We start from the raw sequence: 11,493 nt of genomic DNA, 5'->3' as shown, positions 1-11,493 counted from the left end.
CATAACACCCGCGCCCGGGCCGCCACCGCGGCCGCGGGGCGCCGGGGCGCGCCCCCCCCCCCCGCCCCGGGGCCCACCGGCCTCGCAAATTCGTGCGACGCGGCCGCCGCCGCGTTGCTAGGGTCGCGGACGTGGCGAAACTCAACCAGATCATCGCGGTCGAAAAGGGCGTCAAGTCCAAGTCCTTCCACGAGCTGACGCAGGCCCACCACGGCCTGCAGAAGCCCGCCCTGCTCGCCGGGATCTCCCGCACGTACCAGCCGAAGGACGAGGAGGGCGAGCAGCTGCCGCCCGAGTCCACCCGGGTCCAGGTGCACGCCGAGGACATCCTGCGCGACACCGCCGCCTCGCTCACCCGGCTGTTCGACGTGACCGCCACCAAGGACCACGCCAACTGCGCCGCCCGCGCCGACGTGGTGGTCGACGGCCGCCCGCTGCTGACCGACGTGCCGGTGACCTACCTGCTCTTCCTGGAGAAGCAGCTCACCGACCTCTACACGTTCGTGCGGAAGCTGCCGGTGCTGGACGCCTCCGAGTCCTGGAGCCCGGACCCGTCCACCGACGCCTGGAAGACCGACCCGGTGCGCACCATCCGGACGAAGAAGGTGCCGCGCAACCACGTCAAGGCCGAGGCGACCGAGAAGCACCCGGCCCAGGTCGAGGTCTACTACGAGGACGTCCCGGTCGGGTACTGGACGACGGTGAAGTTCTCCGGCGCGCTGCCCGCCCGCCGGGTCAACGACCTCGTCCAGCGGGTCGAGAAGCTCCAGCAGGCCGTGCAGTTCGCCCGCGAGGAGGCGAACTCGGCCGAGGTCGTCGAGCGGCGGGCCGGCGACGCGGTGTTCGGCTACCTCTTCGGGTAGCCCCACGATCCCCCTCGTGAGAGCGGAGGGGTGCGCGACAAGCGCAGAAGCTGACGCTGAAAGTGAAGCTGACGCAGGGGAGACGGTGGAGGTTCGAATCCTCCCCCCGGCACGCCGTGCCGGGGTGGCCCAATCGGTAGAGGCGCCCCTTGAAACTCAGACTCTCGCTCCAGGCTCAGTATTCGCCGCCGAGCGCCGGATCGACCGGATGCGGACGGTAAGCGTCGGATGCAGGTTCAAGTCCTGCCTGGGCCTCTCCGCGGCCCGGTAGTTCAAAGGTCGAACACGATGCTCTGAGGATGATCCGCATCCTTCACCGTGCCGGTGCGAGCAATTGGGTGGCACACCAGGGGCCCGGGAGCCGGATACCGCTCCCGGGCCCCGTCACGTCACGACCCGCGGCTCTCCCCGCCGCGGGGCGCCGTCACGGGCAGAGCGCCGCCTTCACGATCACGGCGATCATCTGGCCCTGCTGCTCGGAGAGCGCGGCGCCGCCGCTGCTGAAGTTCGCCGCGGTGTCCTTGGCCACCGTCGCCTCGTCCTTGCCGGACCTGATCTCGGCGCAGGTCAGCTGGGCCTGGGCCAGGGCGTGCTGCTGGTCCTTCGCCAGGTTCGGGTCGATCTGCTTCAGCCCGCCCATCAGCGCCAGCTGCTGGGCCGCGCCGGGCGTGCCCACCGGCTTGGTGGCCGGCGCGCCGGTGCCCGAGGGGCTCGCGGTGCCGGCGGGGGCGGAGCTGCTGCCGGCCGGCGCGGGCTGCGCGGCGGCGGAGGACGAGGACTGCGAGGGCGCGGCGGCCGTGGTGGAGCCGCTGCTGCTGCACGCGGAGAGGGTGAGGGTGAGCGCGGTGGCAGCGGTGAGGCAGGTGACGATCATTCGAGTTCGCATCGCACCACCGTGGCAGAGTGATCGCGTTCTGCCGAGGGCCGTGACCATGCTGTGACGGCGCTGTGCCAGAGCGGTGGGGGGGGCCCCCCCCCCGGGGGGGGGGCCGCCCCGCCCGCGCGGCGGAACGGGTGGGGGTGGGGGTTTTATCGGCGCCCGCCGGGGGGGGCGCGCGGCGCGGCGCGCGCCGGCGGCGCCCCCCCCCCCCCCGCCCGGGGGCCCCCCCCCCCCCCCCGGCCGGTGATCAGACCGTGGTGGTGTAGTCGTAGAAGCCGCGGCCGGACTTGCGGCCGAGCAGGCCGGCGTCCACCATCCGGGAGAGCAGCGGGGGAGCGGCGTACAGCGGCTCCTTGTACTCCTCGTACATCGACTCGGCGATCGACACGATGGTGTCCAGGCCGATCAGGTCGCACAGCCGCAGCGGGCCCATCGGGTGGGCGCAGCCGGCCTCCATGCCCTTGTCGATGTCGGCGGCGGTCGCGACGCCCGACTCGAACATCCGCACCGCGGAGAGCAGGTACGGCACCAGCAGGGCGTTCACCACGAAACCGGCCCGGTCGCGGGCCCGGATCGGCTCCTTGCCGAGCACCTGGACGGCGAAGTCCTCCACCCGGGCGGTGGTCTCGGCCGAGGTGGTCAGGGTCGGGATGACCTCGACCAGCCGCTGCACGGGCGCCGGGTTGAAGAAGTGCAGGCCGATGACCTGCTCCGGGCGGGAGGTGGCGGCCGCCAGCTTCACGATCGGGATGGACGAGGTGTTGGAGGCCAGGATCGCGTCCCGGCGGGTCACCACCCGGTCGAGCGTCGCGAAGATCTGCACCTTGACGTCCTCGCGCTCGGCGACCGCCTCGACCACCAGGTCGCGGTCGGCGAAGTCCGCCAGCTCGGTGGTGAAGGCGAGCCGCGACAGCGCCTCGTCCCGCTGCTCCTCGGTCAGCTTGCCGCGCCGGACGGCGTTCGCCAGCGAGCCGGTGAGGCGGGTGCGGCCCAGCTCCAGGGCCTCGCCGGTGGCCTCGGCGACCAGGACGTCCAGGCCGGCGCGGGCGAAGACCTCCGCGATGCCCGACCCCATGAGGCCGCAGCCGATCACTCCGACGCGCGCGATGTCACTCACTCAGTTTTGCCCTTCACGGTGGTGCCGGGGGTGGCCCAGCAAGGTGCTGTGCTGTTCAGCGGAACGGCGCCCGGCCGGTCGGCCGGTACGCGTCCCGCTCGACCGTACTACTCCGCACGCCCCGGTGGACGCGCTGGGCCGATCGGATGAGATGTACGGGCCCCGCGAGTGCGCCGACCGGGTGCGCTCCGGCCCCGGACGAGAATGCGGAGCAACCCAGGAGGGAGCACGGCATGGGCACCGGATCGCTCACCGGACAGGTCGGCCTGGTCACCGGCGCGGGCCGCGGCATCGGCCGGGAGATCGCCGTCGGGCTGGCCGCCGAGGGCATGGCGGTCGGGCTGCTCGGCCGGACCCACGACACCCTGATCGCGACCCTGCGCGACTGCGTCCGGCACGGCGGCCGCGGCGTCGCGGTGACCGCCGACGTCACCCGGCCGGGCGCCGTGCGGGAGGCCGTCCGGGCCGTCGAGCGCGACCTCGGCCCGGGGGCCCGGCGGGGCACAAACGCCCGCCCGGGCGGCCGCGCGGCGGGGGCGGTGCCGCCGCCGGGGCGCCGGTTCGCCCTGCTGTAAAACGCCGCGGGGGTGGGCGCCGGCGACGAGGTGCCGCTCTGGGAGACCGACCCCAACCAGTGGTGGCAGGTCGTCGAGTGCAACCTGCGCGGCCCCTACAACCTGCTGCGCGCCGTGCTGCCCGGCATGGTCGCCCGCGGCCGCGGGCGCATCGTCAACCTGAACTCCGGCTTCGCGCTGCGCCCGGACGGCCACTACACCGCGTACGCCACGTCCAAGGGCGCCCTGCTCCAGCTCTCCGACAACATCGCGGACTCGCTGGCGGAGCACCACGTGGTGGTGCTCGACATCAGCCCCGGGGCGGTGGCCACCGACATGACCGCCGGCATGCCGATGTTCGCCGACATGAAGGAGTGGGGCTCCATCCCGTACATGGTGGCGGTTGCCGTGGACGCCGCCCGCGGCCGCGTCGACGCGCTGCACGGGCGGTTCGTCCACGCCGGCCGGGACAACCTGGAGACGCTGGTCGCCCGGGCCGAGGAGATCCGCGCCGCCGACGCCCGCACGCTCCGGCTGCGGCCGTACGGTCCGCAGGACCCGATGGCGTGAGGGCCCCGGTCAGCCCTCCAGCAGCGCGGCCAGGTCGGCCTCCGGCAGCCCGCCCGGCGCCCGGCCCTCCCGGGCGAAGGAGTTCGCGAGGCGCCGCAGCGCGTCGTTGAGCGGCGCCGGCACGCCGTGCAGCCGGCCCAGCAGCACGATCTCGCCGTTGAGGTGGTCCGCCTCGATGTCGCCGGCCCCGCGGGCCAGGCTCTGCCACGACGAGCCGCCGCCGCGCTCCTCGCCCTCGATCGGCAGCAGGGTGACCCGGTCGCCGCGCACCGCCTGCTGCTCCGCGCGGTCCGGGTGGTCGATCCCGGCGGCCGCGAGCACCTTCTCGCCCTCCGCGACCGCCCGCTCGGCCAGCGCGAGCCGCAGTGCGCCGCGGACCGGGCCGCCGACCGCCTCCAGCGCGTTCGCCAGGTTGCTCAGCAGCTTGGCGTACTTCCAGCGCATCACGTCGTCGCTGACCGGGGCGTCGAACCGGGAGGCCGTCAGATCGGCGGCGATCCGCTCGGCCACGGCGTCCCGCCCGGCCGGGTAGCGGCCGATGTGCAGGATGCCGCTGAGCGGACTGCCGGCCGCGGCCACCCGGCCGGGCTCCAGGTGCGTGGACGGCAGCCACACGCACACCCCGTACACGTGCCGGAAGCGGCGCAGCGCCAGCCGCTCGTTCTCGACGCCGTTCTGGGCGCACAGCAGCGGCAGCCGTTCGCCCGCGGTGCCGCCGCCGGCCACCGGCCGGGCCGCCCAGGCGTCCAGCAGCGCGGCGGAGTGCTGCGTCTTGACCGCGAGCACCAGCACGTCGTCGGGGTGCAGCTCCAGCTCCTCGGGACCGCCGACGGCCGGGACGGGGAGGGTGGCCACGCCGTCCGGGGCGGCGAGGCGCAGGCCGTCCGCCCGCAGTGCCGCGAGGTGCGCACCGCGGGCGACCAGCACCACCCGGTGCCCGTGCTGGTGGAGCCGCCCGCCGATCGTCCCGCCGACCGCGCCGGCGCCGATGATGATGTATCGCATGGCACCGACCCTGGCACGTGGCGCACGCACGGCGCCAGGGCCCGCGTCGGTCGGCCGGCGCGGGTGCCGGCCGGGGAACGGGGTCAGGAGCAGAGGGTGCTGGCGGTGACCGCCCGGAGCCCGCGCGCGGACAGGCCGTCCAGGATCCCAGGGAGGGCGTCGGCGGTGCCCCGGTGGCCCATGTGCAGGGCCACGATCGACCCGCCGACCGCCTTCAGCACCCGGCGCTGCACCACCTCGGCGCCGGGGTCGGTGTAGTCGCGCGGGTCCATGTCGAAGGAGAGGCAGTGCGCGTAGCCGACCTGGCGGGCCTGCTCGCGGACCATCGCGTTGGCGTACTGCGCGGCGGACGGCCGGAACCAGCGGCCGATCGAGCCGGTGAGCCGCTGCAGCCGGTCGGCGCACTCGGCGATCTCCGCGTACGCCTGCTCGGGCGACATGCTGCTGATGTCGAGGTGGTTCTGGGTGTGGTTGCCGAGCTCGTGGCCGCCGTCGAGGATCCGCTGCGCCATCTGCGGCTGCTGGTCGAGCCAGCTGCCGACCACGAGCACGGTCAGGCGGGCACCGCGCTGCTCGGCGGCGGTCAGCACCGCGGTGGCGATCGCCGGGTCGCCCTGGCCGTGGAAGGTCAGCGCGACCTCCTGCCGGTCGCTCGGTCCGCTGACCACCTCGTCCGGGGTGCCGGGGGCGAGCGAGGGCTCGGCGGTCGGCGGCGGGCTCGCGGACGGGCTGCCGGCGGCGCCGGGCGGCGCGCCGGGTGTCGTCCCCGGCGCGGGCATCCCGGTGGCGGCGGGCCCGTCGGTGGCCAGGTGGGTGGGGCGGCTGCGCGCCGCGAACGACACCCCCTGGGCCTCGGGCTTCGAGGGCGCGGCGGAGTCGCCGCAGGCGGACAGCGCGCCGCTCGCGGCGGCGAGGGCCGCAAGGCGCGCGGAGGCGCGCAGCACGGTGCGTCGGTCGACAGTCATCCCGCGACAGCCTAGGAGCCGCACCGACGGGCCGCGATCCGGGTGGCCCGTCCGCGCATCCGTACGAACCGTCCCGACCCGTGCCCGGGGTAGTCTGCCGGGTCACCGGCGTCCGGCGAGGGGGAGCAGACCACGATGACCGACCGCGGCTACCGGCCGGCCCCGCTGCCCGCGGAGGCGGCGGACCTGCACGACCGGCTGGGTGCGCCGCCCCGGCTGGTGGCCCACCACCGGGCCGTCCACGACACCGTGCTGCGCCTGCTCGACGCGTTCGGCGCCGAGTTGGGCGCCGACGCGGCGAGCGTGTGCTTCGGGGCGGCCACCCACGACCTCGGCAAGGTGCGCCACCCGGAGGAGCTGTCCCGGCCCGGCTCGCTCCACGAGGAGGCCGGCCGGGCGCTGCTGCTCGCGCACGGCGTGCCGCCCGGACTCGCCAAGTACGCCGGCAGCCACGGCAGCTGGGACCGCCCCGGCAGGGACGGCGGGGAGCTGCTGGTGAGCCTCGCCGACAAGATCTGGAAGGGGCGTCGGCAGGACGACCTGGAGGACCTGGTGGCCGCCCGGCTGGCCGCCGCCCGCGAACAGCCGCTCTGGGAGGCCTTCCTGGCGCTGGACGAGGTGCTCGCGGTGCTCGCAGAGGCCGCTCCGCGCCGACTCGCCCACCAGGCGGCTCACCCGGTCGGCGGGGCCTGACCCCCGGCGGCGCCGAACTGGGTCAGGCAGGCGGCCAGTCCGGCCATCTCGATGCGCGGACGCTCCGTCAGTTCCCAGTCCGCCCGGGTCAGCCGCAGCCGGTGGGAGACCACCGGGCGGCCCCGGACCGCGTCCCGGGTGACGCCGTCCGGCCGGTAGCCGAGCCGGGCCGAGACCGCCAGGGACGCCGCGTTGTCGCTGAACGCCGCCGACGTCGCCTCCTCGGCGCCCAGCCCGGCGAACGCCAGGTGCAGCACCGCCGCACGCATCTCCCGGCCGATCCCGCGGCCCTGGTAGCGTGCTCCCAGCCAGGACCCGGTGTGGACCTCCCGGGTCACGGCGAACTCCGTCGCCTGCAACGACTGCACCCCCACCGGCCGGCCGTCGTCGAACACCGCCAGGTTGAGCATCCACTCCCGCGGTGACCACGTGCCCCGCCGCAGCCAGTGGTACTGCACCACGGCGCGCGCCACCTCGGCCGGCGGTGCGTCCGTCCACGGCGTCAGGAACGGCATCCGACCGGCGTCGTGGATGCCGGCCGCGGCCACCTCCGCGAGTTCCGCGAGCTCCTGCTCCGACGGCAGGCGCAGCTCCAGCCGAGGGGTGGTCAGCCGCAGTCCGACCAGCGGCCAGTGATCGATCAGCATGCCCGCATTCTGGCCCGCGGCGGTCGGGGCGGGCACCCGGTTTCCCGGCGCGCGGCCCGTGCGGGCCGCCGCGCACCCTCCGCATCCCGACAGGAGCCCCGATGCGTCCCTCGCTCTTCACCGTCCCCGCGCCCGGCCCGGGACGGCTCAGCACCATGGCCAGGCCGCGCGGCGGCGACTGGCTCGACGACGAGACCGCCGCGCTCGCCGGGGCCGGTGTGGACGTCCTGGTCTGCACCCTCACCGCGGACGAGCTCGCCGAGCTCGGCCTGCTCGGCGAGGCCGGCTCCGCCCGGGCCGCCGGGCTGCGCTTCGTGGCGCTGCCGATCCCCGACCGCGGGGTGCCGGACGCCGCCGCCGTCCGGCCCGTCCTGCACCGGCTCGCGGCCGACCTGGCGGCCGGCGCCCATGTCGTGCTCCACTGCCGGGCCGGGATCGGGCGCTCCTCGCTGATCGCGGCCGCGCTGCTGGTGCTCGGCGGACTCGACCCGGACACCGCGTGGGCCCGGATCGGGCGCGCCCGCGGCCTCGCCGTCCCGGACACCCCGGAGCAGCGGGCCTGGATCGGCCCGTCAGGACCGTCCGCCCTCCCCGCGGTCTGAGCGGGCCGGGCCACCCGACCCGTCCGGGCCGTCCGGCCCGCTCGGGTCCGACGGATCGTCGAGGTCGGCGGCGAGCAGGTCCATCAGCAGCCCGTCGTGCCAACTGCCGTCCGCCCCGCGCTCGTACGCCCGCATCACACCGACCGGGCGGAAGCCGACCTTGCGGTAGCAGGCGATGGCGGGCGCGTTGTCGGCCGCCGGGTCGATCACCAGCCGGTGGTGGCCGAGTTCGGTGACCAGGTAACGCGCCAGGGTGCGGACGGCGTCGGTGCCGAGCCCGCGGCCGTGCACGGCCGGGTCCAGGTAGATGTCGATCCCGGCGTGCCGGTAGTCCGGCTCGTCCTCCTCGTGCCACTGGATGGCGCCCACCACCCGGTCCCCGAGGGCGATGGCCAGGGTCGGGGTGGACGGGTCGGCGAGGTCGGCCCGGACCTCGGCGGCCAGGTCGGGGCCGCCGCGCCAGCGGGCCAGCACCTCCGGGGTGGCCCGGATCGCCGCGAGCGCGGGGACGTCCGCCGCGGTGGCGGGACGCAGGAGGACGGCGGTGCCGGTCAGGGTCGGCCTGGTCTGCATGCCGGAACGCTACCGCCCGCCGGCCGCCCGGCGGACCGTCGTCGCACCCTGCCCGGAAACCCGTTGCCGCTGCCCGTCCGGGCGCCCAGAATCGCCCGCATGACCGCCGATCCCGCCCACAAGCCGACCCTCACCGGGGAACTCGTCGAACTCCGGCCGTTCCGCGCCGAGGACCTGCCCGACATCACCGCCGCGATCGACGACCCGGAGGTGATCCGGCTGACCGGCAGCGCCGAGCGACCGCCCTTCGACCCGGAGGCGCTGCGCCGCTGGTACGGCAGCCGCGGCGAGCAGACCGACCGCCTCGACCTGGCGGTGGTCGACCTGGCGAGCGGCCGGTGCGTCGGCGAGACCGTCCTCAACGCCTGGGACGCGACCAACCGCAGCTGCAGCTTCCGCACCCTGATCGGCCCGGCCGGCCGCGGCCGCGGCCTGGGCACCGAGGCCGTCCGGCTCACCGTCGGGTACGCCTTCGAGCAACTCGGGCTGCACCGGGTCTCCCTGGAGGTGTACGCCTTCAACCCGCGGGCCCGGCGCGTCTACGAGAAGGTCGGCTTCGTCGCGGAGGGCGTGCTGCGGCAGGCCCTGCGCGACGGCGGCGACTGGGCGGACTCCACCGTGATGTCGGTGCTCTCCCACGAGTGGGCCCGGCACCGCGGCCGGCCCTGACCGCGTACCCGGGCCGCACCGCCGATCCGGACGGCCCGTCAGCCGCCCGGCACCCGCCGCGGCCCGGCATCCGCCACCTCGTACACCCGGTCGCCGTCGGCGGCCTGCACCACGATCCGGTCCGGGCCGGCCCACCGGCAGCCCTCGAACGGGCCGCCCGCCGTGCCGGACCCGAACACGTCGAGCAGCCAGCGCCGGGCCGACCAGCCGTGCCCGGTCTCGACCTCCACCGACCAGCGGCCCTCCGCCGACGGCCCGGAGGTGTGGCGCACCACCCGCAGCACCCGGTCGTCCCGGCCCGGCGCCGCCGCGACCCGGACGGTCGAGTGCTCCGGTGCCGCCGCGTCCAGCGCGCCGACCAGCACCCGCAGCACCAGCACCCCGCCGACCAGCACGGCCGGCACGGCGAAGGCCGCCCGTCCGCGGGAGGGCGGCGCCAGCACGAGTGCGGCCAGCAGCAGCCCGGCCGCCGTACCGAGCAGCAGCACCGGACGGTCCAGCAGGTCGGCCAGCATGACCCGGCCCCCGGACCGAGCCGACCACGCGCCGACGGCGTACCCCGCGACCGGCGGCACCGCCGCCCCGCCGCACACCCCCGCCGCCCGCCAGCCGCGCCGCGCCCGCACCCGTGCGACTGCCGCGCGCCCGGTGTCCACCACCGTCGCCATCACGCCCCCGACCCCGTGCCGCGCCCCCCGGCGCAGCTGCGCGGCAGGCTAACACCGGGCGCCGCGGCGCCCGCCGCCGGAGGTCCGGAGCCGGCTGCACGCGGCCGGGGCGCCGCACGCCGTCGGCTAGCCTGGGACCCGATGAACCGCTTCAGCACGCCCTGGGGTGAGCTCGACCTCACCCGCTTCCCCGAGGACCCCCGCGAGCAGCTGCGCGCCTGGGACGCCGCCGACGACTACCTGCTGCGGCACCTCGCGGACGGCGGTACCGACCTGGCCGGCACCGTCGCCGTCGTCGGCGACCGCTGGGGCGCACTGGCCACCGCGCTCGCCGCCCACCGCCCGGTGCAGATCGGCGACTCCTACCTCGGCCGGCAGGCCACCCTCGCCAACCTCGCCCGCAACCGGCCGCAGGAGGCCGAGGGCGTCCGCCTGCTGTCCACCCGCGACACCCCGCCGGACCGGGTCGACGTGCTGCTCGTGCGGGTGCCGAAGAGCCTCGCCCTGCTGGAGGACCAGCTGCACCGGCTGGCGCCGGCCGTCCACCGGGACACCGTGGTCGTCGGAACCGGCATGGTCACCGAGATCCACACCTCGACGCTGGAGCTCTTCGAGTCGGTGCTCGGCCCGACGCGCACCTCGCTGGCCGTCCGCAAGGCCCGGCTGATCCACACCGCCCCGGACCCCGGGCGGGCCCGCTCCGCCGATCCCTGGCCGCTGCGCTACGCCCTGCCCGACGGCATCGGCGCGGTCTCCGGACGCACCGTCACCAACCACGCGGGCGTGTTCTGCGCGGACCGCCTCGACATCGGCACCCGCTTCCTGCTGCAGCACCTGCCCGAGCGCAGCGGCGCCGAGACCGTCGTCGACCTCGGCTGCGGCAACGGCGTGGTGGGCACCGCGGCCGCGCTCGCCAATCCGGCGTCCGAACTGCTCTTCCTCGACGAGTCGTACCAGGCGGTGGCCTCCGCCGAGGAGACCTTCCGGGCCAACCTCCCGGCCGGTGCCCCGGCCCGCTTCGAGGTCGCCGACGGCATGGCCGGCGTCGCCCCGGGCAGCGTCGACCTGGTGCTCAACAACCCGCCGTTCCACAGCCACCAGGCGCTCACCGACGCCACCGCCTGGCGGATGTTCACCGGCGCCCGCCGGGCGCTGCGCCCCGGCGGGGAGCTGTGGGTGGTCGGCAACCGGCACCTCGGCTACCACGTCAAGCTGCGCCGGATCTTCGGCAACTGCCGCACGGTGGCGAGCGACCGCAAGTTCGTGCTGCTCCGGGCGGTCAAGGGCTGACGCCCGTGTAGTGCGGCGGTCCTGCGTGGGTGCGTCCTGACGCTGCGTCAGGAAGCGCGGCGTAGCGACCGGGTGCCGACCGTGTGGTCCTGATCGCCCGCTCCGGTGAGTTCCGCCCCGGGCGGGAACAGCGGTGTCCGCGGGTGCCCATCCATCCGGCACCCGGTACCCGGCGCCCGCCGCTCCGGCCCGCCGGTCCCGAGCAGATCAGGGAGACCACGCACGACCCGACTGACCTCGCGCGGAGCCGTCGGTCCGCGTCCGGTCCGCGTCAGACGGATCGCCGGCGGCGCCGTGCTGCTGGCCCCGGGCCCCGCCCGCGCCGGCGGCCCCCCACCCGCGCGCCGCCCCGGGCCCCGGCCCCCGCCCGGCCCCAGCCACGAGATGCGCCCCGCCG

General features: G+C 76.1%; 11 protein-coding genes and 2 pseudogenes. 6 read left to right on the top strand and 7 right to left on the bottom strand.

Going from position 1 to position 11,493, the window contains the following annotated elements:
- The first annotated feature begins 131 nt into the window (after window positions 1–131).
- Entirely contained in the window at window positions 132–863 is a 732-nt protein-coding gene (locus ACFV0G_RS15065; RefSeq protein ID WP_380546669.1) for a hypothetical protein, read from the top strand.
- Between the two features lie 424 nt (window positions 864–1,287).
- Here the strand turns inward: ACFV0G_RS15065 and ACFV0G_RS15060 are convergent, their stop codons facing one another.
- Window positions 1,288–1,749 (bottom strand): DUF732 domain-containing protein, encoded by a 462-nt coding sequence (locus tag ACFV0G_RS15060; protein WP_380546667.1) that lies wholly within the window; start codon window positions 1,747–1,749, stop codon window positions 1,288–1,290.
- Window positions 1,750–1,990: 241 nt separating this feature from the next.
- Window positions 1,991–2,860 (bottom strand): 3-hydroxybutyryl-CoA dehydrogenase, encoded by an 870-nt coding sequence (locus ACFV0G_RS15055; protein WP_380546665.1) that lies wholly within the window; start codon window positions 2,858–2,860, stop codon window positions 1,991–1,993.
- A gap of 146 nt (window positions 2,861–3,006) precedes the next feature.
- Between ACFV0G_RS15055 and ACFV0G_RS15050 the strand changes: the two are divergent.
- Window positions 3,007–3,984, top strand: a pseudogene (locus tag ACFV0G_RS15050) (SDR family NAD(P)-dependent oxidoreductase).
- 9 nt (window positions 3,985–3,993) lie between these two features.
- On the opposite strand, the gene ACFV0G_RS15045 reads toward ACFV0G_RS15050, so the two are convergent.
- Window positions 3,994–4,989: a ketopantoate reductase family protein gene (locus ACFV0G_RS15045; RefSeq protein ID WP_380546663.1), complete on the bottom strand. Its 996-nt coding sequence runs from the start codon at window positions 4,987–4,989 to the stop codon at window positions 3,994–3,996.
- Between the two features lie 83 nt (window positions 4,990–5,072).
- Window positions 5,073–5,954, bottom strand: coding sequence for a polysaccharide deacetylase family protein (locus tag ACFV0G_RS15040; RefSeq protein WP_380546661.1), 882 nt, complete (start codon window positions 5,952–5,954; stop codon window positions 5,073–5,075).
- Between the two features lie 135 nt (window positions 5,955–6,089).
- Between ACFV0G_RS15040 and ACFV0G_RS15035 the strand changes: the two genes are divergently transcribed.
- Window positions 6,090–6,647 carry an HD domain-containing protein gene (locus tag ACFV0G_RS15035; RefSeq protein ID WP_380546659.1) on the top strand — a complete coding sequence of 186 codons (558 nt, stop codon included), beginning with the start codon at window positions 6,090–6,092 and terminating at the stop codon, window positions 6,645–6,647.
- Here the strand turns inward: ACFV0G_RS15035 and ACFV0G_RS15030 are convergent.
- Window positions 6,626–7,294: a GNAT family N-acetyltransferase gene (locus tag ACFV0G_RS15030; protein ID WP_380546657.1), complete on the bottom strand. Its 669-nt coding sequence runs from the start codon at window positions 7,292–7,294 to the stop codon at window positions 6,626–6,628. The two genes, ACFV0G_RS15035 and ACFV0G_RS15030, sit on opposite strands and share 22 nt — an antisense overlap.
- Window positions 7,295–7,395: 101 nt before the next feature.
- Between ACFV0G_RS15030 and ACFV0G_RS15025 the strand changes: the two genes are divergently transcribed.
- Complete coding sequence (locus ACFV0G_RS15025; RefSeq protein ID WP_380546655.1) at window positions 7,396–7,896, top strand: tyrosine protein phosphatase; 501 nt, start codon at window positions 7,396–7,398, stop codon at window positions 7,894–7,896.
- 60 nt (window positions 7,897–7,956) lie between these two features.
- Here ACFV0G_RS15025 and ACFV0G_RS15020 read toward each other — a convergent pair.
- Window positions 7,957–8,469: pseudogene (locus ACFV0G_RS15020) on the bottom strand (GNAT family N-acetyltransferase); the annotation flags it as partial.
- 99 nt (window positions 8,470–8,568) lie between these two features.
- Here ACFV0G_RS15020 and ACFV0G_RS15015 point away from each other — a divergent pair.
- Window positions 8,569–9,138 (top strand): GNAT family N-acetyltransferase, encoded by a 570-nt coding sequence (locus ACFV0G_RS15015; protein WP_380546652.1) that lies wholly within the window; start codon window positions 8,569–8,571, stop codon window positions 9,136–9,138.
- A 38-nt stretch (window positions 9,139–9,176) separates the two neighbouring features.
- Here the strand turns inward: ACFV0G_RS15015 and ACFV0G_RS15010 are convergent, their stop codons facing one another.
- On the bottom strand, window positions 9,177–9,653 hold the full coding sequence (locus tag ACFV0G_RS15010; RefSeq protein ID WP_380546650.1) for a hypothetical protein: 477 nt from the start codon (window positions 9,651–9,653) through the stop codon (window positions 9,177–9,179).
- Window positions 9,654–9,947: 294 nt separating this feature from the next.
- Between ACFV0G_RS15010 and ACFV0G_RS15005 the strand changes: the two genes are divergently transcribed.
- Window positions 9,948–11,096, top strand: coding sequence for a methyltransferase (locus ACFV0G_RS15005; protein ID WP_380546648.1), 1,149 nt, complete (start codon window positions 9,948–9,950; stop codon window positions 11,094–11,096).
- Window positions 11,097–11,493 lie beyond the last annotated feature (397 nt).

It is taken from the genome of Kitasatospora sp. NPDC059571 (assembly GCF_042735675.1).
In the GTDB taxonomy this organism is placed as follows: domain Bacteria; phylum Actinomycetota; class Actinomycetes; order Streptomycetales; family Streptomycetaceae; genus Kitasatospora.
Note: the sequence above shows the minus strand (reverse complement) of the source record. Positions and strands in the feature narration are given on the sequence as shown.